13 protein-coding genes are annotated in these 21,337 nt (G+C 69.3%); 4 read left to right on the top strand and 9 right to left on the bottom strand.

Going from position 1 to position 21,337, the window contains the following annotated elements; genetic code table 11:
* Positions 1-221: 221 nt before the first annotated feature.
* The 6 genes from RM704_RS23330 to RM704_RS23305 form a co-directional block, all read right to left on the bottom strand.
* Positions 222-1,307, bottom strand: a complete 1,086-nt coding sequence (locus RM704_RS23330; RefSeq protein WP_311591138.1) for a Wadjet anti-phage system protein JetD domain-containing protein — start codon at positions 1,305-1,307, stop codon at positions 222-224.
* Positions 1,307-5,776, bottom strand: a complete 4,470-nt coding sequence (locus RM704_RS23325) for a coiled-coil domain-containing protein (RefSeq protein ID WP_157856760.1) — start codon at positions 5,774-5,776, stop codon at positions 1,307-1,309. Before RM704_RS23325 ends, RM704_RS23330 begins: the two co-directional genes overlap by 1 nt.
* A 16-nt stretch (positions 5,777-5,792) precedes the next feature.
* Positions 5,793-6,632: a hypothetical protein gene (locus RM704_RS23320; RefSeq protein ID WP_033530291.1), complete on the bottom strand. Its 840-nt coding sequence runs from the start codon at positions 6,630-6,632 to the stop codon at positions 5,793-5,795.
* A gap of 13 nt (positions 6,633-6,645) precedes the next feature.
* Entirely contained in the window at positions 6,646-8,118 is a 1,473-nt protein-coding gene (locus RM704_RS23315) for a hypothetical protein (protein ID WP_033530290.1), read from the bottom strand.
* Positions 8,119-8,241: 123 nt separating this feature from the next.
* Complete coding sequence (locus RM704_RS23310; protein ID WP_033530289.1) at positions 8,242-11,439, bottom strand: AAA family ATPase; 3,198 nt, start codon at positions 11,437-11,439, stop codon at positions 8,242-8,244.
* A complete protein-coding gene (locus RM704_RS23305; protein WP_033530288.1) occupies positions 11,436-12,755 on the bottom strand; it encodes a metallophosphoesterase family protein in 1,320 nt (439 codons plus the stop codon). Before RM704_RS23305 ends, RM704_RS23310 begins: the two co-directional genes overlap by 4 nt.
* 136 nt (positions 12,756-12,891) lie before the next feature.
* Between RM704_RS23305 and RM704_RS23300 the strand changes: the two genes are divergently transcribed.
* Genes RM704_RS23300 through RM704_RS23285 form a run of 4 tightly spaced genes read left to right on the top strand, consistent with a single transcriptional unit; the run spans position 12,892 to position 17,787 of the window.
* A complete protein-coding gene (locus RM704_RS23300) occupies positions 12,892-13,737 on the top strand; it encodes a hypothetical protein (RefSeq protein WP_033530287.1) in 846 nt (281 codons plus the stop codon).
* Positions 13,738-13,785: 48 nt separating this feature from the next.
* A complete protein-coding gene (locus RM704_RS23295) occupies positions 13,786-14,931 on the top strand; it encodes a hypothetical protein (RefSeq protein WP_033530286.1) in 1,146 nt (381 codons plus the stop codon).
* A complete protein-coding gene (locus tag RM704_RS23290; RefSeq protein ID WP_033530285.1) occupies positions 14,928-16,436 on the top strand; it encodes a hypothetical protein in 1,509 nt (502 codons plus the stop codon). The genes RM704_RS23295 and RM704_RS23290 overlap by 4 nt, the downstream gene beginning before the upstream one ends.
* Positions 16,426-17,787: an AAA domain-containing protein gene (locus RM704_RS23285; protein ID WP_033530284.1), complete on the top strand. Its 1,362-nt coding sequence runs from the start codon at positions 16,426-16,428 to the stop codon at positions 17,785-17,787. Before RM704_RS23290 ends, RM704_RS23285 begins: the two co-directional genes overlap by 11 nt.
* Before the next feature lie 515 nt (positions 17,788-18,302).
* Here the strand turns inward: RM704_RS23285 and RM704_RS23280 are convergent.
* From RM704_RS23280 to RM704_RS23270, 3 genes are read right to left on the bottom strand one after another with little or no spacing between them, the layout of a single operon-like run.
* Positions 18,303-19,922 (bottom strand): UvrD-helicase domain-containing protein, encoded by a 1,620-nt coding sequence (locus RM704_RS23280; RefSeq protein ID WP_078937332.1) that lies wholly within the window; start codon positions 19,920-19,922, stop codon positions 18,303-18,305.
* Complete coding sequence (locus RM704_RS23275) at positions 19,919-20,401, bottom strand: hypothetical protein (RefSeq protein WP_033530283.1); 483 nt, start codon at positions 20,399-20,401, stop codon at positions 19,919-19,921. Before RM704_RS23275 ends, RM704_RS23280 begins: the two co-directional genes overlap by 4 nt.
* Positions 20,398-21,180, bottom strand: a complete 783-nt coding sequence (locus tag RM704_RS23270; RefSeq protein WP_311591134.1) for a DUF6083 domain-containing protein — start codon at positions 21,178-21,180, stop codon at positions 20,398-20,400. Before RM704_RS23270 ends, RM704_RS23275 begins: the two co-directional genes overlap by 4 nt.
* Positions 21,181-21,337 lie beyond the last annotated feature (157 nt).

Here is a 21,337-nt window from a genome sequence, read left to right as displayed (position 1 = left end):
TGCGCGGCTGCGGGCCCGCACCTCCACCCGCTTGGACGGTGTCAGTGTACGGGCTCAAGTGCAGAGGTTGGTGTGCTCCAACCGGCTTCCATACCGGGGGTGGCGGAGCCGTCCGATAGGGAAATGTGAGGACCAGGTCCGAGTGGTCAAGAGCGCCTACGGCGGGGCTTTTGCGGTGACGACGTCGGCGAAGACTGGGGGTGCCAAGAAGTACTCGCCCATCACAGATCGTTGCGCCAGGAATCGTCTCGTCGTAGCAGCACTGTTCCGGTAGCCTCCTGGGCCAATCGACTCCCGGCGACAAGGATGTCAGCTACCAGGCGACGGACGGTTTTAGGCAACCAGGAAACGCGTCGTTCGGCGACGAGCGGTTCGACTGGCTTCGGGGCCGGTCCTCGGGCGTTGTGTCGGAGAAGGAGCCGGTAGAGGCCGACGGCGGGACGGACCGGTGGGAGTCCCAGTGCTGCGCTGGACACGTTGGCCCGCTGCGGGATTGTCAGTCCGTCATCATCAAGATCGCCGTAGTAGGCGATGTCCGTGACGCCGTCCAGCCTCGCGATTCGGGCGATTGAAGCCTCGAAGGCGTGGCCGCCGCCGAACGCAACCCAGCCAACTCGCCCGCAGTCGCCCGCCAGCAGTGTGCTGACGGTTTCAAAGGTGTCGCTGTTCTCGATCACCAGGACGGTGTCACCCTCACCAACGCGTTCGTAGGCCAGTGGCGGCGGGATCCGCTCGGCGAAGAGTGTGGCCAGGGTGAGGCGGCCGGGCGCGAACAAGGTGGTGGCGGCGAGCGCGTCAAGGCGCTTCTCATCACCGAAGATCTCCAGGGAGCGCTCGCGCATGGGGACGATGGTCCGCCGGTCATCGTCCCCGTCGGTGTCGCGCAGCCATCGATTGATCGTCTTGAGGACATCGATCTGAGCGGTGGTCAACTTGTCGGCGCTCGCCCAGGAAAGCTCGCGACGCCAGACGACTGGTGTCGACGCGCGCGCGGATTTGGACTCTGGCTTGAGCGGTACCGGCAGACGGAGCCAGCGCGGCAGCGGCGGCTGTGCGTCGTCCCACCCATCACGGCTTCGCGGCAACTCAACCAGGTGATGGTCAGCGAGCTCATCGAGTAGCGCGGAGAGGACGGGACGGCCTTGTGTGGTGCCGGCCGTCCCGGGGCACGCCTGGTCGAAAGCTGCAAAGATCGTGGCCTGTTCGACACGGCGTTGCGTCATCGAGCTCAGGGTTGCCGCCAGGCAGGCCGCCGATTCCGACAAGGGTTGCCACTCGGCTTCCTCGGCACCTGGGTCGTCGCTCATCAGTCGTCGTCCATCTCGCTGTAGCTCTCCTGCTGTGTCTCCTCGCCGACGCGGGGCGTGGTTTCGGGGTCGCGTGGTTTCACCAGCAGCCGTGCGGCGGAGACTCGGTGGGTGGCATGGTCCTCGTCCGGCATCGTCTCGTTTGCGAGGCGATCGGTGACGTGCAGGTGCCGTATCCCGGTGCGCTGGTCGGCGTCGTTGCGCAGCCGGATGCATAGGGGGAACGTGGCCAGCACCCGGTCCTCCATGTTCCCGGTGGTGTAGATCAGCTGGACGCCGAGCGCGGCGGCCATGTTCATCTGCAAGCTCAGCAGGTAGTCGGCGCTGGCCTTGCCGATCGGGTTGTCCAGGATGAGCATCCCGCCCAGGCGGCTGGTGCTGCGCGCTCCGGTTCGTGTACTGCTGCGTAGTGCGGCGAGGGTGCAGTACAGCATGATCGCGCCGGTGAGTTCCTGGCCGCCGGAGAACACCTTGCCCATCTCGCTGATTGACGCGTAGTCGGCGCGGCCTGCGGAGTCGGGCTTGAGGATCTCCACCTTGAAGTCACGTGGTACCGCGGCGCCGACACAGCGCAGAAGGAGGTCACGGCCGGGGAGGTTCGGCTGAGCGCGGGCGTTTTCGTCCAGGGTCTCGGCGATCCGTACGGCGAGGACCTGCGGCTCTGGCTTATTGAATCCGATCTTCAGGATCCTGCGTCCGGCCCACACTCCGGCGCCTTCGGGGAGGCGGGAAAGCCGTTCGGCCTTCTCCAGCAGGGACAGCGCCTCGCCGGTGTGGTGCTTGAGCTGATCGATCAGCAGTTTCCGGTGCCGTTCGGAGCTCTCCAGGTCGGTGGTCAGGCTCGCGGTCCGCCCCATCAGCTGGACCGTCCACTGGTCGGCGCGCTGGATCAGCGACGTTTTGTCGATCTCGGTGAGCTGCTTGTAGATCGGCGCCTTGAGCTTGCCGAACCGGTTGTGGTTGGCGATTTCGCGGAATTCGAGAACGGCATCGTCCACGGCCTGGTTTGCTTCGTGCAGCTGGTCGGACGCCGTGCCGTATGTCTCAGTCGCCGTATCGGCAGCCTGCTGCGCTTCGTCGGCGGTTCCCACGAACGGTGCAGAACCGGACGGCAGCTCCAGTTTGCGTACGGCGGAAGCAAGGCCGCGGTGGACGACTGTCATCTCGCGAGCCGCAGCTTCGGCCTGGTGGAGCTTGCGCTCGGCGGTCTGTTGCGTCTCAGAGGCTGACTTGAGCAGGGCCTCAGCGTCCTTCAGCGCGGCGGCTGCCCGTTCGGTGAGCATGGTGCCTTCGGCGGGGTTCGATGGCGTCCAGTCGGCATCCAGGCTGGACCAGGGCATCCCGTTTCGCTGGCTGGCGGCGGTTGCTTCCGCTTGCAGTTGGCCGCTCCGCTCGCTACGTCTGCTGTGCTCGGCCTCCAGCATTTTCACGGCGCGGCCGAGTTGCCGTTTTGTGGCCTCGATGGTTTCGGTGCTGCCGGCCTGCGGAGAGGAGGCCAGCGCTTGGGCCCGGACCAGGATGTCGGCCGGTTTGTCGAGTAGTTCGGCGTCAAGATCCGATGCTTCCTTCTGCGCCTGGTCGACGCGCCGACGCAGGTCCTCGCCGACTTCCACGGCGTGGAAGCCCTCCGCCGCTTCCTGATAGGAAATGTCCAACGCAGCCAGGTCGGATTCGCCCTGGTCGTGGCTGAGTGGCTGATTCCCGTAGATGACTTTTTTGAGCCGGTCGGCGTATGAGGCGGCGTCACGGCGGAGTGACTCGGCTTGCACCGCGTATTCGGTGGCTCGGTTGCGCAGTCGCTCGGCTTCGCCGCGGCACTCCTGGGCTGCCGCGTGATGTCCTTCGGCTTCCGCTTCGAGTGTGCCGATCTCGGCACGGTTCTTGTCGGCCTCCGCGACATCGGCCGCGAGCCGCCCGAAGAAGTCGGCGATACGGGTAGCGTCGGCTGCGGCCTCCTCAGCATCTGCAGCAACGATGGCACGCTCGTCGAGGGTGTCCACGGCCTGGGCGTAGGCGTCGCGGGCGGCATCGAGTGCGAGCTTGGCCTCGGCGGCTGCGGTTGACGCTGTTTCCGCGGCGGAGCGCAGCCGGTCGGTGTGACCTTTCGGGTGGTCCAGCAGCCAAGTGTCGAGCCGGTTCTCCAGCTGGAAGGCCGCTGTCCGACGTTCGGCGAGTTCGTGGAGGGTGTGTCTGCGGTTTTCGATGCGGGCTTCGGCCTGCTCCCGCAGGCCAGCGGCGGCTGTCGGATCGTGCAGAGCGGGTGTCGGCTCCACGACGAACCCGATGCTGGGTTCGTTCGGTGCTGTCTGCAACGACTCGGCGGTGGTGACGAGCACTGCCGCCGCTGGCAGCAGTTGTGCCTCAGTCAGTGCCGTCCGTGCCTTTTCCAAGGCTTCCTGGTCGGCCACCACGATGCCGTCGACCAGCGCGGGGTGCGCTTGGATGGCCTCGGCGTGCAGGCGAGGGTTCACCAGCTGTTCCAGTGCCCGCCAGCCCGAGGTCGCGGTGATCTCGTGGTCTGCCAGCAGTCCGAGCAGGTTCTCGACAGCCTGACGCGGTGGCATGAGCGCTTCGTCGTCGACGGTGAGGGCCTCGATCAGTCGCTGATCCGCCCGGTTGTCGGCGGTCAACGCGTCCAGCCGGTCCCCGGCCGATGCCTGCGCCGCGGTGGCCAGGTTACAGAGCGCGGATGCGTTGTCTTCCAACCACAGCGCGGGGTCGCCGCCGGGGACATCATCGTCGCCGTGGAGTTCGGCGAGTTCGCGCAGCAGCGTCTGGGCGGCGAGTGCCCCGGCGGCGATTCCCGTGTCCTCGACCGCCCGTACTGCGGCCTCGGCTGCCTGCCGGGCCTTCACCTCGGGTTCGATCAGCTGTTGCGCGGCCTGGTCGAGCCGGCGGGCTTCCAGCTCGAGTTGCTTGTGGGCGTCGCGTTCCCGCGTCGCCTTGATCTTGCTTTCGTCGGCCTTGTTGCGCAGTCGGGCTTCGGCTCCGGGAACGGATTCGCCTTCCTCAAGGATGCCGTGATCCCGCGCCTCCTTCACGCGGGAGTCCACGTCCTTGACCTGTTTGGCCAGCAGCTCGGCACGGACGGTATGCGAGGTGGCCTCTCGTTCGTCCTGCCCAGCGCGGCGGTCGGCCTCGGCCGCGTCCGACTTGCCCTTGGCGCTCTTGTGGTCGAGGGCCTCGGCCTGCGTCGCGCACCGCTGACCGGCGCTCTGGAGGGCACCTGCGAACCGAGCCCCGGCCCTATCGCGACGTAGCCGGGCTGCACCTGCGGCCTGTTCAGCGGCATCCAGCAGCTCGCTGGCGACCTGGTACTTTTCGTGCGCGGCGGCAGCTTTCAGCACCTTGGGGACGAGCGCCCAGGCGGCCAGCTCCGTGCGCTCGCCGGCAAGCCGGTTCTCGGTCTCCTTGGCTTCGGCACGCGCTCCGTCGCAGCGAAGGAGGAGGGTTCTGCGCCGCACCTCCTTGTGGAGCAGGTCGGCCTGCTCGCGAAGCTGTTGGCGCCCTGCGGCGTTCGTCTTCGCGATCAACCGGTCTTCACGGTGCTTGCGCAGCACGTCCTCCGAGCGCTGGACAGACTCGTGCACCGCTGCCGCGAGCTGTGCCAACGCCGTCGCGGCGTTCTGGGCCGCCTTGGCTGCGGCAATCTGCTCGGTGTGCCGTAAGGCAAGGCGCTGGGTGGCTGTCGCCGTTGCTGTGGAGAAGTCGCGGTCCAGCAGCAGTTGTTCGCGCCGCCCGATGTTCCTGGCATAGGCCCCGAAGGCGCTGCCCAGCTCAGTGAAGTTCTCGGCGTCCAGCGCCTTGCTCAGCAGCCACTCCACGAACCGTCGGCCGGTGGTGGTCTTGAACGCCTCGGCCGCGTCCCCCTCGTCGACGTTCATCGCCTGCTGGACCGCGAAGAGATCTGGCTCCAGGCCGAGCCGCCGCAAGTGGTTCTCCCACTCGCCCTGCCGTTTCTCGATCTCCACGTGCAGCGCCTTGTCGGCAGCGTCCAGCCGTTTGAGCGCATCGTGAAAGGAGTTCATCGGCAGCCGCCGCCGGCCCTCGGCAAACGGCAGCGCGGCCAGGGTCGTGACTGCGTTGGGGTTAAGCGAGTAGAACAGCCGCTCGACCCTGTCGTCCGTGGTTGGGGCCAACACCTGTCCGGTCACCAACGTCTCACCGGTGCGGACATTGACCCATTCCAGGACCACATGTGACGGGGCCGCCGCGGACACCACGTAGGCGCGCAGCGCCTCACGGCCTTTACGGGACTGCCGGTCGGGCAGCACCGTGGACAGCAGCATCCGAATGAATACGGACTTTCCGCCTCCGTTCTCCAAGACGAGCAGTGTCGCCAGCGCCGGACGCCTAAACAGCTGGCCGGCCGAGGGGATCAGCGTGCTGGTTGGGATAGGGGGGCCGCCGTTGGACAGATCCAGCAGGACGTCGTCATAGCGGGCCCCGGTCGGGCCGATGTTGTACAAGCGGACGCGGTTAAGCTCATACATTGCTGGGATCAGGCTCCTGGTCAGCTGGCGGCAGAGACGGGGATGCCACGGTGTCGGCCGTATCAGCGGATTCGGCCTCCGGGCTGCTGAACGAGGGCTTGCCGTCCAAATCCACCGTGACCCCGAGCGCGGCCAGTTCGCCGAGCATCTGCTGTCCGGCCAACTCCCGCACCTGGATCTGGTACCGGGCCGTGGTGGTGTAGGTGCCGCCGTTCTCCCTGCCCGCGCGCCGCAGCATCCCGTTGTCCGCGAGGTACTCGGTGACCCGCTTGATGATCGCGTGCCGGCTCTTGGAGTGGGCTCGGTCGTCCTCAGTGAAGGCCACCGGGTTGCGCCGCTGGTAGTAGCGCCACAGCTGGATGAGGTCCGGGTGGTCGACCGGAACTCCATCGTCCGTGTCGGTTTCGGCGGCCCGGCGCTCCAGCTCCTTGGCAGCCTGCTCGACCATCGCGTCGACGTGACGGACCGTGACGCGGCCGATGTGGGCTTCGTCGTCCAGGTCTTCGGGCCGGTAGTAGGCGAGGGCGGCTATGGCCAGGTGGGCCAGCGCCGCGATCGGCCGGTCGGCGGGCTTGCTGATGTGGTCGGCGACGCTGACCGCGAACTGTGTTTCGGCCGTCGCCCCGAGCACCAGCCCGGCCCGCGGGTCGACCGCGATGACCGTCAGGTCGAAACCACGCGCGGCGGAGTGCAGCAGTTGCGCGAACGCCGGATCGGTACGGCAGCGGCCCACAAGCGCGGCGTACTCGACGTTGCGTCGGGGCGTCAACCCCGCCTGGAAGCCGAAAGCAAGCAGCCGGCTCACTGCGGCCATGTCGTTGACGTCGTGCACGCCACGGCCTCCTTCAGGCGTTCTCGGTCGATGGGGCAGCGGCCGCCGGGATGCGGAATACCAGCAGGTCGTCTCCGGCGAACACCTCGTCGTCCAGCTCGCTGTCGTCTGCCAGTGCGGCCAGCATCGTGCCGTGCTCGGGGTCGGGGCGTGGCGCTCCGAACAAGCCCAGCACGTGCAGGGCGAGCAGATGATCGAGGTTGTCCCGAGCAGCCTTCGCGGTATGACGGCGTGCTGCGTGCAAAAGCTCGGACAGGCGGACGCCCTCGGCGTCGGCATGCTCCAGCAGCGAGCCGACGGCCGTGTACTGCTCGTCGCGGAACGCAGAGACGTCTTCGGCGCTGGCGAACTCGGGGTCGATGATCAGACTGTCGTCGTCATCCTGCTCGGCCGGCAGCGTCATCAGGCCGGCGATCAGGTCGGGGAGGTAGACGATCGCGGGGCGGCGAGGCGGCGTCGCCGCTGTAACGAACCCGTCCAGCAGCGGATATGCCTGCCGTATCGGCAGCTCCAAGGCCGGCTCCAGCAGCTGGTGCTCGAGGTCGACGTGGGACCGGCTCGGGGGCGGCACGAAGGTCTGGCGTTCCTGCTCGGCCCGGAACCGGTCGCCGACCTCCTGCAGGTTCGCTTGCAGTGCCGCGTGCCTGCGTAGGCATTCCTCGAGGATCGCGATCAACTCGGCGGCCTGGGCCGGAGTGGCGTCCTCGGTACTGTTCTCCATCATCCGGACCAGGTTGTCCTTGATGGTGCTCTCGGCGCTGATGCGGTCCTCGATGTGTTCCAGCGCTTCGGTCTGCAGGCGCTGCACGTCACGGTCCCAGTCCACCGAGCGGATATCCCGGCGCATCCCCTCCAGCCGTGTGCGGATGTACTCGGCGTACTGCACGCTGCGGCGCAGCGCCATCTCCGCAGCGCGATGGGCGTCCGTCAGCCGTCCACGTCTCACCAGGGCTTCCAGCTTGGCGTCGGCGGCGACCTGTTCGGAAGCGATGTCGATGTCCACCGCGCCGACCAGCACCGCGATCGCCTCGTTGGAGGCACGAAGCCGTGGCCGTCCATCGTGTCCGGCGACTTCGCGCAGCAACTTGAAGGAGAAGCGGTGCGAGGCGTACGTACCGTCTGAGGCGATGCCGTAGACGTGGCTGAAGTCGCGGTCGACTGTCCCGACGTTCAGCAGGCTGTCGAGGACCCAGCGGGCCACGTCGGCGTGTTCGTCGTTGTCGCGGTCCGGTATCTGAAGTCCTGCGACGCGCGCCACCGCGCTCACGACGTCCTCGTGACGCGCACCGTCCTCGAAGTCCATCTTCAGCGTGACGGTGTCGATGGCGGTGAGCGCCAGTTCCTCCATCTGGTAGCCGCTCCAGTCTCGCGAGGTAAGTAATGGCTTGCGGCGTTCCAGGTCGAGGACCGGATCGGCGACCGCGAGTGCCTTCACCCGTGTGGCCAGACCCAGGGTGTCGCGGCCGCGGACCCACGCTTCAGACATGCAGTTTCCTTCCCACCCCGTTCAGCGCAGTCGCGATGATCAGGGTGAAGGGTGCCGTTGGGTATCGCCGGGCTGGAGTGCGAACGTATGTAACTATCGGATTGGCCGGACCCATCGAAACCACTATTGGGCCAGTTTCTGCAGGCCGCTGGCTAGATCTGCCTGCACCAGCTCGTCCCGTTGGTCCGGTGTCAGCCAGCGCGCGGAGGATCCAGCAGCGTTCCGCCGCACCCACAGCACGTCATCAACGGCCTCGGCGACGGCGTGCAGATGACTGATCACCATGACGAGGCGGTCGCCGTCGGCCTGGGCGCGCAGCACCTCCAGGGCGGAGTCCAGTGCGGTGGTGTCGAGGGCTGCGAAGCCTTCGTCGAGGAACAGTGAGCCGAGACTCGGCCCGCTGCGGGCGTGCACTTCGGCGAGCGCCAAAGCCAGGGCGAGCGACGCCAGGAACTTCTCCCCGCCGGACAGCCGGTTCGGCTGGTGGACAACTCCGGAGCTGCGGCTGACGATGTCGAAGCTGTCGGCGAAGCCGAATCGCATGTCGGTCATCTGCCCGAGCAGGTCGCTGGCGACGCCGAGCAGCGCACGAGTGCGCAGCGTGGTGAGGTGGCCGAGGAACTTGGCGTCGACCAGTTCGCGGCGCAGCACGTCCAGCGCCTCATAGCGGGCCTCCCCGGCGGCTATCGCAAAGTCCAGGTCAGCGGCTGGCTTGATCAGAACCTGTGCCTCACGCTGCTTCCTGTGCTGGTCCTCGACCTCTCTGGCTGCTGTCGCAGCCGCGGCGACGAGAGGGTGCAACACCTGCGGTGCCGTCAGGTCGGCCGCGGGGTCGAAGCCGTCGACATCGGCGAGCGCGGCGGCGTGCTCGCCGAGCCCGGTCAGCGCGGCGGCAGCGCGGGCCGCGCCGGCTGCGGACACCTCGGCGAGCTTGTCGCCCAGCCTCGAGGCGGTCTTCGACAGGTCGGCGGTGAACTGGCGGATCTCGGCGATTCCCGGCTCAGCGGGGGCTTGCGGCATCTGATACGGGTCGGCGGCGCCCAGATGCGTGATCGCCTGTGTGACGGCCTGAGCCCACACGTCTAGGGCGCCGCGCAGCTCGTTCAGCGGCCGTTCCACGGCAGTGCGGTTCTCCTGGTCGAGGGCGCGCTGCAGGTCGAGGACCGCGTCCTTGTGCGACCGCTGCGTTTCCCTCTCATCGAACAGCCCCTGGATTTCGGTCAGGCGGGCGGCTACGGCAGCGGCAGCGGCGGCCGCGTCATCTGCGCTCACATCGATCGCTTCGCCCGGCAGCATCGCCTGGATGCGGACAGGCAGCGCGCGGACCTCGGCGGCCATCCGGACCACGGCGCGGGCGTGCCGCTCGGAGGCTGCCGCGGCGTCATCGAGGTCGCGCTGATGCGAACTCCTGCGCCCTGCCAGCGCCTTGCCTTCTGCTTCGATCACGGCGGTGCGGCCATGCACGTCGCTCTGCAGCCGTTCGGCGTGCGCGGCGGCTGCCTGTTCGCATGCGGTGACGGCGTCAGTGATCGGCGCTGTGTACCGCTCGGAGGATTGCTCCAGGTGGGCGGCGCTGGCGGCCGGCACGGCCAGGGCTGCTGCGGCCGCGGTCAGCGTCGCAGCAGCTGATTCGGCGTCGAAGTCTGCCTTGGTTGCGGCGGCCAGGGCCGCGAGGTCCGCGAAGGCGCGCACTGCGTTTGCTGTGGCGTCTTGTGCCTTGTGCTGAGCGCTTTGATGCTCCCTCCCGCGTTCGGACACGGCCTCCTCGGCCGCGGTCACGGCGGCGCGGGCTTCGGCGAGTCGGCCGGCGGCCTTGTCACGTGAGGCCTTCGCCTCGCGCAGCTGCTCTCTCGCGGCGGCCAGCTCGGCCGTACCGGTCTCGGATGCGGGTTCGAAGTCGGCCGGAAGCTTCCGCCGGCACACGAGACAGTCGCCGCCGGGATGGAGTTCGGCGGCGATCGCGGCAGCCTTGTCCCGCAGCTGGAGCGTCTCCAGATGCGTCTCGGCGTTCGTGACGTCTTTCTCGGCTGTGGCTGATTCCGCTTGCAGCGGGCCGACATCCTCGCGGACAACGTCGCGTTTGGCCACTGCGGCGGCTTGATCGCTGGCGGTGTCGGCGACGCGGCGGACGGCCGAGATGGCAGCGGTGATCAGTGTACGGACAGTGGTGGCGCACGTGCGGATCTCTTGGCTCGCCTCCGCGGCGGCACGGGCTGCCTCTGCCAGGGGTTTGGCGTGGTCGGCGCGCTTGGTCAGCTCCGCTTCGGTTGCGACGATGGCGGCGCTTTCGTTGGCGAGTTGTTCGGTGAGTGCGGCAAGCCGGTCGCGTTCGCCACGGTGTTCCTCAGCGCGCTCCGCGAGGGTCTCCAGGACCACGGCGGCTTTGCCGAGGGCGTCCCGTCCTTCTCCGCCTGTGTCGGCTGCCGTGATCGCTGCGGTCAGTTCATCTTCCCGGGTCGCAGCCTGGGCGGCGCGCTGGTCCAGGGTGTCCCGTCGTGAGGCGATGGCGGCGGCGACGGGCTCGAGTTCGTCAAGGACGGTATGGGCGTCGGTCACCGTGCGCGCGGACAGGGTCCGGGCGGCGGTGGCGGCTGCTTCGGCGACGGCACGCGCTGCGGTGGTTTCCTCCTGCAGCGCTGTGATGCGGTCGATGGCGGTGTTCAGGCGTTCGGCACGGGCTGCGGCTGCGTCGGCGGCCTTGCCGGCTTCTGCCGCGGCCTGCTCGGGGTCCTCCGGCATGACGGCGCGTTTGACCCTGGCATCGCCCAGCAGTCCCTTGAGCGTCAGGCAGTGGCGGGCGGCCATCTGCTGGACGGACTCCAGTGATTCGGCGCCGAACAGTTCCCGCAGCCGCTCGCTTCGCTCCCTGGGGGCGGCGGTGAGGAGCTGGTCGAACTTGCCCTGAGGGAGCAGCCCGACACGCAGGAACGTGTCGTAGCTCATCTGCAGCACCGTTCTGATGCGGGCGTCGACGGCGCTGGCGTTGTCGATCTCCTCGCCGGTATCCAGGTTTTTGAGGTGGTGCCGGCCTGCGTTCGCGTTGGTGGCGTGCATGGTGCGGTGTACGTGCCAGCGCTGCCCGTCGTGCAGGAAGGTGAGCTCGACGCTCATGGCCTGCGCGCCGTCCGCGATGAGCTGCCGGGGTTCTTTGGCATCCCAGGAACTCTTGCGGAACAAGGCGAAGGTGATGGCGTCCAGCAGGCTGCTCTTGCCGGCGCCCGTGTCGCCGAGGACTGCGACCAGGCTCCTGCCGGTGAACTCGACGGTGACCGGGGTGGGGTAGCTGCGGAATCCGGTGAGGGAAAGCGCCAGCGGTCTCATCGCGCCGCCTCCGATCCGGTGCCGTCGGCCAACAGACCCGAGCGGTCGACGCCGTCAAGGGACAGGCCTGCGATGGCCGCGGCCAGCAGTGTCTCCTCGCAGCACGGTGCGGGATCTTCGGGATCCGGTTCGGCTTGCAGGTGGGCGAAGGCGGCCATGACGCGGTCCAGGGCTGGGCCGGTCGTGCCACGGCCGGGCAGGTAGTCGCACAGCAGGTCCTTGATGTCGGGCAATTCCCCGGCGGAGGCCTCCCGGTCCAGCACGCGGCCGGCTACCCCGGGGCGGCGCTCCTCGATGTCAACGATCGTCGCCTTCGGCAGCATCCTGGCGAGAGTCTCCGGCAGGAACGCACTGGAGGCCTCGGTGTTCACCACCGCTTTCACCCAGGCGTCTCCGACGCGGCCGGCGCGCTGCACGATCTCTTCCAGAGTGCCTTCCAGGCGGATCAGGCGGCGGCCGGAGGTCAGGGGTACGAGTTCGATGCGCGGGTTGGCGCCCGGGCCGACCTCGGCGAGTACGACACTCTTAGTGTCGCCGCTCTCGCCGAAGTCCATCTGCAGCGGGCTGCCGGCGTAGTAGGCGGGGAACCCGGCACGGCCGACGGGCTGCGGCTTGTGAATGTGGCCGAGGGCGCCGTAGGCGACGTCGGGCAGGTCCCCGGCTGCGGCCGCGTACCCAGCGCTCAAGGAGATACGCCGCTCCGAGTAGGAAGGCGTGGCCCCTTCGATAAACAGGTGGGCGGCGAAGACCAGGACGTCCCGGGCACCGCGGCCGGCGGTCAGGCGGCGGTAGACGTCGGCCTGGACGGTGCGCATCCGCTCGGCGTAGGTCGCGGTGGTCAGGGCGGGGTCGGCGAAGTCGTAGGTGAACCGGTTGGGATGCAGGTACGGCAGCGCGCCGATGCGCAGCGTCAACTCCCCGTCCTTGGTGGGGTATTCGGCGACGAGCAGCCCGTCGGGGCGGGCGTCGGTAGCAAAGCGCACCCGGACCTGGTCTCCTTCGCGGGTGCCCATGTCGTTCAGGACGAACTCCAGGAACGCCAGGACGTAGGGGGTGTCGTGGTTGCCGGCGACGACGACCACGGGCGCGATCGCACCGAGGCGGCGCAGCGCCTGCGCGGCGCGCCGCATGTCGTCCAGGCTCGGCCTGGGGCCGTCGAACAGGTCACCGCTGTGCACGATCAGGTCGGGGGCGAAGTCGGCGGCGATCTCGACGATCTCGTCCAGGACGGCGTCGAACTCGCCGTCGCGTCGGTGGTGGCGGCCGATCTGGCGACCCAGGTGCCAGTCGGAGGTATGGAATACGCGTCCCGTCACGGGGTGCCTCCAGGAGGACGGTCTGCAGGCCGACGCGGGCTGCGCCGCCGCGGGTCGGAGGTTCGGTGGCAACGACTGTACACACAATCCCAGGAAGAAGTCTGGAAAACTCTGGAAGTCTGGTAGCGTCTGGGCCATGAGTGATCCGCTGGACGCCCTGGAGAAGAGCATCGGCACCCTGCGCCGCGCGATCCGCGACGCCTCCGCCGCCGGTGACACCGAGCGTGCCGGCGAGCTGCGGATGCAGCTGCGCCGCGCCGAGCGGGCCTGGGACGCCCTCATCGACGCCGACGAACCGGCGGCCACGCCGCCCCGCCCCGCCCCGGAAGCAGCCCCTGCCGCCCGGGGGGCGCAGCTCCCGGCGCGCGAACACGTCCACCGGGCCCTGATGCTGCTCGGGACCCCGGCCGCCCCCAAACTGATCGTCGGCGTGCACGAGGCGTTCTTCCCGGGAGAGCTGTCCGCGTCCAAGCTCTCCAGCCTGCGCCGGGACGAGGAGCGTTCCTACCGCTCCAGTCCGGGTGCCCGCCCGTACTACCTGTGCCCGGCGCTGGCGCACGACCTGCTGACACCGGTGCGGGCACTGATCACCATCAGCACCTGGACGCTGGAGCAGCGCATCATCGGCCCGCTGTCACCGCGCGTGGACTTCCTCACCAGCGCGATCAGCATCGCCGAAGCGGTGCACACCGCAGCCGAGTCCACACCGGACGGGCCCAGCCCGGAGGCCCTGCGCCTGCTGTGGCGCTTCGCCGTCAACATCCCCGACGCCATGCCGAGGAACGCCTCCGGTCACGAGGGCGCGCTGGAACCCCAGCAGGTGATCGGCGCCGCCCAGGCCGAGCTGGACGTGCATACCGGCACCGACCGCGCCACCCGGGCGGCAGCCGCACGGCGAGCCCGTAAGTCCCTCGGGGACGACGGACAGCTGTTCGGCGCGCCCCTGCAGGGCGTCACGCATCTGCGGTCGGCCCGCGCCTGACTCCCGTCTCCCCGCAGCCCTTTCTCCTCCGCAAGGATCTACGAGACCGTGAAAAACCCAGTCGACGACCGCCTCGACGCACTGCGCGGATCCGCGAAGCGCCTGGACTACAACGCCAGGTCGCTGGCGGCCCTGGAGAACAACCCGCGCTGCACGCTGCGGGCCCTGCTGGACGCCTCCGGCTCCGACAAGGCCGCGATCGCCACACACGTCGGCCATCCCCCGTCCTTCGGCCAGTCCTCCTTCGCCATCACCCGCGGCAACGCCTTCGAGGCGATGGTGAAAGACAACGGCTGCGCGGAGCTCCTGCGCGTCCTGCGCGAGACCCTGGAGCTGACACTGCCGGAGGTGGGCTACGAGGACCTGAACGACGTCGGCGGCGACGGCCGCTCCAAGCAGCGCCACGAGCGCACCGAAGAGGTCCTGCTGCGGGCCGCCCGGGGCGAGGGCGACGCCACCTTGTTCGACCACCCGATGCTGCGCCTGCTGATCGGCGGGCACAAGGTGTACCTGGAGCCCGACCTGGTCGCCCTCCGCATCGACGGACGCTTCCACGTCGTGGAGATCAAGAGCTTCCCGATCATCGACGACCAGGCAGACTCCACGCAGGTACGGGCGGCGACCACACAGGCATGCGCGTACATCATCGCGCTGCGCGACCTGCTCGGGCGGGCCAGCATCGGCGAGGAGGCCGTCTCCGACACGATCGTGCTGGTCGCGCCGAAGGACTTCACCAACCGGCCGACCGGCGCGTTCGTCGACGCCCGCAAGCAGGTGGCCGCTCTGACCCGTCAGCTGTCCCGCATCGAGCGCATCGGAGACCTGGTGGACCTGCTCCCCGAGGACCTCACCTTCGATCTCGACCCCACCCCTGACAAGAACAAGCAGCCCCGGCGCCCGGCCGAGGAGCTGACCGAGGCACTGGATCAGGTCCTCGTGACGTACCGACCGGACTGCCTGAACCACTGCGAGATGGCGTTCTACTGCCGCTCCCGTGCCCGAGCGGAAGCCTCGCTGGATGTCCTCGGGCCGGCAGTGCGCGAGCAGTTCGGCGGCATCGACACCACGACCATGGTCATGGGACTGGCGCGCGGAGAACTGACACCGAGCGAGGACCAGGTGGAGATAGCCGCGGCCCTACGGCACGCCGCACGGCTGCGCGCAGAACTGGAAGACCTCGGGGGTGCGGCATGAGCACGCTGTCGGCGCTGGCACACGTGCAGGCGATGGAGACGATGCAGGCGGTACCCCGGACCGAGTTCCGGCACCGGCACCTCTCGGGCCGGCCACTGGTGATCGTCCCGCTGGCCATGGCCGGAGAGGCCGGGGCTCCCCTGGCCGCCATGGTCGGCTCCGCCAAGAGGAACGGAACCCTGCTCGTCGTGGCCCAGCCCCGCAACCGCGACCAGCGGTTCGCGTTCGCCGCCGACCTCGGCCGGATCGTGATGAACTACATCGACTCCTTCCGCCAGGACCGCCGCGGGGAAGGCGAGCGTTCCCGGTACACCGACGCGCCTCAGATCCTGGTGCCCAACGCCGGCGGCGTCAAAGCCCTGGCCGACCTGGGCCGCATGTGCCGCTTCCGCGCGACGTCCGGTCCCTACGCGGTACCGGACGTCGTACCGGAGTTCGGCATGTGGCTGACGTTCCTGGTCGACAGGGCCGAACAGGCCGGCACCTCCACGCTGCTGCCCGTCACCGCAATGCTCACCGAGCACTGGGCGACCGGCCAGAGCACGCTCGAGGATCAGAACCTCGCCTCCCTGATGGCCTGGATCGCTCCCCCGCCGGGCCTGAGCGTCGAGCAGGCCATGGCCGATGCCGAGAACCCGGACGTGTGCCCGCCGGCGGGCCCGTCGACCTCCCCCGAGTTCGACAACCGCGACCTGGCCCCGGCGATCAGAAGGTTCGACACGGCCCACACCCTCGGCGACCCGCATGCGCTGGCCGCCGCCGAGACCGAACTGCGGGAACTTATCGCGGGACAGATCCAGCCCACCTGGCGCATGGTGTGGCAGGCCATATCACTGCTGCGCTCCGTGCCCGAGGCACCGCGGACCGCCAAGCGCTTCGAAGGCGACTGCAAGGCCTTCACTAAGTACTCCGACTACCGGGACTCCGACGGCCTTCCACAGCGCAAACGGGACAACGCGATCGGTGCGGCCCGGCGGCTGGGCTGGCTGGAGCACGCGCTGGCCGAATTCGAGTCCGACATGGCGTTCGACGATCGGTTCGTGCTGGCCGATCGGCGCAGCGCCGGGGAGGCGTTCGCCGGGACGGTCGTGGAGGCCGACCCCGGCCGGGTGGTCACCACGGACAAAAACAGGCGTGTGCCGCGGCCCCGCGTCACCGTCCGCACCGAAGATCCCGTGCGCCTGGCCGCCGACACCAAGCTGATCAGCCCGTCCCTGCCGGCCGGACACAAAGCCATGATCGTCTCCGTCCTCTCCGACGGCGGCACCACACGGGTCACGGTGGAGATCACCGGCGGCATGGGACGCAGCCGCGTCCCGCAGCAGGGCACCGTCCCAGAACTGGGCCAGCGCATCGCCTACCTACCCGATCCGGGATGGCGCCCAGCGCCGCAGTTCCCGGCCTCCGACGCCACCCCGTGGACACACAGTGCCGCCGACGAGAGCGGCACCGACTCCGTCATACCCGAGGACGCCGCCGCAGAGGAGTGGGGCAATGAGGACTGACACCAGCGCGACGCCCGAACCAGCCGCACCCAACCCTGCAACGGCCGCTGCCGCTGCCACCGAGGCGATCCTCACAGACATGGCCGACGGGCGTCACAGGGCCGTGGTCGTCGACTCCCCGCCCGGCGCTGGCAAGAGCACTCTGGTGGTCCGCGCCGCCCAGGAACTCACCGAAGGCGGCGAGCGCCCGATCGTCGTCGCCCAGACCAACAACCAGGTCGACGACCTGGTCGTGCGTCTGGCAAAGGAGCACCCCGGCATCGCCGTCGGACGGCTGAGTGCCACCGGCTACAACCCGCCGCCGGTCCTGAATGCCCTGACGAACACAACCGTCGGCCGCACCCTGGCCGACCTGGCCAGCTGCCGGATCATCGTCGCCACCGCAGCCAAGTGGGCCACCGTCCGCGACGCCACGTTCGGCTGGGCGATCCTGGACGAGGCCTACCAGATGCGTTCGGACATGCTGCTGCAGATCGTCGAACGCTTCGATCAAGGCCTGTTCGTCGGCGACCCGGGCCAGTTGGACCCATTCACGATCGTCGGTACCGAGCGCTGGATCGGGCTGCCGCACGACCCCACGCAGAACGGCGTCAGCGTAATGCTGCAGCACAACCAGAACATCCCCGTACACCGGCTGCCGGTGTCCTGGCGCCTGCCGCTCTCGGCCGCACCCACCATCGCCCAGGCGTTCTACCCGTTCACCCCCTTCACCTCCGGAACCGGCGACGACACGCGTGCCCTGGAGTTCCGCACCGCCGGACTCGCCCGCACCGACCTAGACGAAACCCTCGCGGAGGCCTTCACCACCGGCTGGGCACTGCACGAACTGCCCCGCCGCCACGTCCCGCGAACCGACACCGAGACCCTCCAGACCGCCGCCGACCTCGCCGGTCGGCTGCTGGGCCGCGGAGCGGTCGCCACCTGCGAACGCCACCCGGGCGGCCGGCCCCTGGAACCCGGCGACATCGCCATCGGCGTCGCTCACCGCGACCAGGCCGACTTGGTCCGGACCGCGCTGGCCCGGACAGGCAACCCCAACGCGCCAGGCGTGGCGGTGGACACCGCGAACCGGCTGCAGGGCCGCGAGTTCGAAGTCGTCATCGTCGTGCACCCGCTGTCCGGCCGCCGGGACGCCACAGCCTTCCACCTGGAAGGCGGACGACTGTGTGTCCTCGCCTCCCGCCACCGGCAGGCATGCATCGTCGTCACCCGCGAAGGAATCGCCGACCTCCTGGACAGCCACCCCTCGACCGACCCCGTGCATCTGTCCGTGCCCGCCAAATTCCCCGACGGCTGGGAAGCCAACCAGGTCATGCTGGCCAAACTCGCACTGCATCGCGTCGCCGCGTGACTTCGGCACAGGCGCCCTGCCCGCAGATGGCCGGAACGACACAACCATCGCCCTCACAGTTGGAGTAGTTCTTCCGGAGCCGGGGCGCGCTGACCTTCGAGCAGCTGCACGCGAAGTGGTCGGCCGGTTCTCGTGCCGGGGCCCCTTATTGCAGGCACCGGCATCATGCTGGTGAGCACACACGATCGTGGAGTCCACCGACACGGCCCAGGCCAGGTCCTCATCTGCGTCGGCCTGGGCCATCAGCACGGTGAAGACCCGCTTCCAGGTGCCGTCGACGGCCCACATCCGCAGCCGGTTGTAGAAGCCCTGCCAGTTGCCGTACTTCTCCGGCAGTGCACCCACTGCGTTCCGGTCTGGAACTTGAACGCGATCGCGTCGATCACCGCCCGATGATCAGGCCACCGGCCACGACGCTTCGGTGTCCGGTCCGGGAGCAACGGCTCGATTCGCGTCACCCCACATCAGTCAACGGCCCGTCCGGACCATCGATCGACTGATCCAAACGAAACTGCCTAGCGGTCCCGGTGCCGGGCGGCAGGCAGAGCATGGTCGACGGCATGCGCCCCGAGCGCCGGCTGGAGAGCGCCCCGTGAATCCGTGGTGCCCCCAGGTCTCGTGGCGGGGGCATGTGTGCAGTCATCACGGGGCGGCTGCGGGGCGGTCCACGGCATCGGCGGGTTGCCGTCGGGGTGCTCGTGGATCCAGGACAGGCCGCCGAGATCGAGCCGCTGGCGGGTGCGGGTGATGGCCACATAGGCAAGACGTGCTTCGCCGTCGTCGATCGGCCCGGGTACGGGGCGACCGGTGTCGTCGTGCTCCTCGGTGTCCTTCGGCGGGGTGAAGTCGTCAGCGATCTTCACGCGGGGCCATTCACGGCCCTTGGCCTTGTGGGCGGTGGAGACGGTCACCTCCGCCTCCGGCTCGGGGACCATGCGGGCGAGGGCGGCCAAGATGGCGTCGGTGCCGTGGGCGTCGACGAGGTCGACCAGCGGCAGCAGATCGCGCCCAGCCGGATCGTGGGCGGCGTAGTCCTGCAACTCGCCCCAGGAGGGGAACAGCACCAGTTCGGGGTGGTGGGTGCGGCGGCCCTCCTGGAGGTCGCGGGCGGCCAGTGCCAGAGTGCGCAGGCTGTCCCCTCCGCCGGCCAGTCCCACGCGGTGTCCGGCGGCCAGCAGGTCCATGACGTGGGCCATGGCGCCGACGTTGGTGCGGCACAGCACGGCGTCGGGCCGGGTGAGCGGGCCCAGTTCGGTGGGCACCGCCTGGGTGCCGGTCAGCCGGATCGGGGCCTCGGCGATGGCCAGCCAGCGGTTGGCCTCCGCGGCCAGGTGGGGGCCGAACCGGAAGGACTGAGAGAGGGCAAGGTGGGTGCCGTCGAAGCCCGTCATGACGTCTTTGGCGCCGCGCCACTGGTAGATGGCCTGGGCGGAGTCGCCGACCATCACCAGCTGGGCATGGCCGCGCTGGGCCAGGAAGATCTGTTCGACGACGCGGTTGGTGTCCTGGGCCTCGTCCAGCAGCAGGAAATCCGCGTCGATCTTCGGCTGGGTGAGGGCCCAGATCTTCAGGTAGTGGTCGTGGTCAAAGCGGACGTTGCCGTCGTCGGGGTGTTGCAGGTCGGCCCAGGCCTTCTCGGCGAACGGCACGATGTGGCTGGCGAGTTGGGCGTGGAGGTCCTTGTCGTCCAGTCCGCGCAGGCGAGGTACGTGGTGGCGGGTGATCGTCTCGTCGGCCGTGTGACAGAAGTGGGCCACGGTGCGCAGGACGGCGTTGGACAGGGTGCGTTGGGAGATCTCGCGTTCGCCGATACGGACGGCTTTGGTGATGCCGAGGGCCTGTCCGGTCTGCCAGGCCGGACGGCGAGGGGCGTTCAGGCGCGGGGCATAGCGGTGGCCGACGGCGGCGTAGGCCAGGGAGTGGGCGGTTTTGCACTGCACCGTTGGCGGGAAGCGGGTGCTGGCGTCCTGGGCGATGGCCCGGTTGTAGGCGAGGTAGCGGCCGCGGCGTTTCGTGGTGCGGGCGAGGAGGGTCAGGGTGGTGGTCTTGCCGGTGCCCGCGCCAGCCTGCAGGGCGAGGTGGTTTCCGGCGTGGAAGGCGTCGGCTGCTGCCGCCTGTTCGTCGGTCGGTTTCATGGCGTGGGCCTTTCGGGGAGCCGGGTGAGCGCGTGCCCGACGGCGGACAGCAGGTAGGCGGGGGTGGTGTGGGCCAGCAGCTGGCCTACCGCCCGGTCGAGGCGGTCGGTTTCCTGGTCGGCGTGCTCGGCCAGGGCCCTGTGCAGGGCCAGTTCCACGAAGCGCTCCGGGGTCTGCTGCGCACGGCGGGCGGCGGCCTTGAGGACGGCGTGCGTGGTCGGCGGGAAGGCGACATTGAGCAGCACCCTGTGGTCTGCGTCCGGGTAGTGCGTGGTGATCACGTCGATCGGCAGCCGTGCGCCGAGCCGGTGGCGTAGACGGCGGGCTGCCCGGTGGGGGGTCTTGGCAGGTACGAGGGCCATCAGACGGGTGGCGTCGTGGTTGGCAGCGAGCGGCAGCACGCGGGCGGCGCGGAGCAGGACTGCCGGGGACAGGGGGCGGGTGAGCATGATTTCCAGGGCGTGATGCGGCATCGTCATCCCCTGCCGTGCCGGCGGGCTGGGGGGTGGGGCAGGCGAGTGTGGATGTGGGCCGCATGCAGGAGGGGGGCGAAGGGCTGCGATCCGGCCAGGGCGAGGTCAGCGACGCTGGGGGCGGCGGCGTGTGCGGAGCAGTGTTGGGTGCGCCAGCGCAGTTGCTCGCCGTAGGGGAGGTGGCCCAGGTCGTAGACGGCCATCGGGGTGTCGGGCAAGGCGAGTTGGCCTCGCTTGGGGCCGGTGGGCAGCAGTCTCCAGGTCCCGGCCGGGCCGGTGGGGGCAAGGACCGGATTCGTGCAGCGGTGGTGGCGGGTCTGGGCCACGCAGCGCAGTCCCCTGACGGGACGCTCGGCAACGTAGCGGCACAGCAGCATCTGCACGACGGGGCGGTCAGGGACGTCGGTGTCGGCGCCGGGTGCGCTGCCGCCGACGGGCAGGGCAGGGGTGAAGGCGCCGGTGTCGGTCAGACGGCGGGTACGGACGGCGAGTTGGCGGCGGACCGCCTCGAGGCAGGGGCTCATCCGGCAGGTGGGGGTGCGGCGCGGGCAGAGCACGGCGTGCGGGATGCGGCACCATGCGCTGCCGTCGCCGTGCGGGTGGGCGATGCCGCCGCTCAGGTGCCAGTGGCAGGATTCGGGGACGTGGGCGGCGGTCAGTTCGGCGGGGTGCAGGGCGATGGGCCGCTGGTCGGTGCGCGGGTAGAGGTCGATGCGGTTGCCGCAGCGGCGACAGCGGCTGGGGCTGGTGGCGGTCACCCGCAGGGCGGGGGCGGTGGGTGACACGGGGGCTGCCGTCCCAGTGTCGGCCGGCAGCGGCTGGAGTGGGGCACATGGCAGGGACCGTGCCAGGCAACTTGCAGGCGCGAGCAACGTGTCGGAGGGATTTCCCACGGCCAGCTCAACGAGCTCGCACGCATGAGCGTTATTGCGGATGGTTGTT

This window comes from Streptomyces gottesmaniae (genome assembly GCF_031845845.1).
GTDB classification, from domain to species: Bacteria; Actinomycetota; Actinomycetes; order Streptomycetales; family Streptomycetaceae; genus Streptomyces; species Streptomyces akebiae.
The sequence above is the reverse complement of the archived record's forward strand: the minus strand, read 5'-3'. Positions and strand labels throughout refer to the sequence as shown.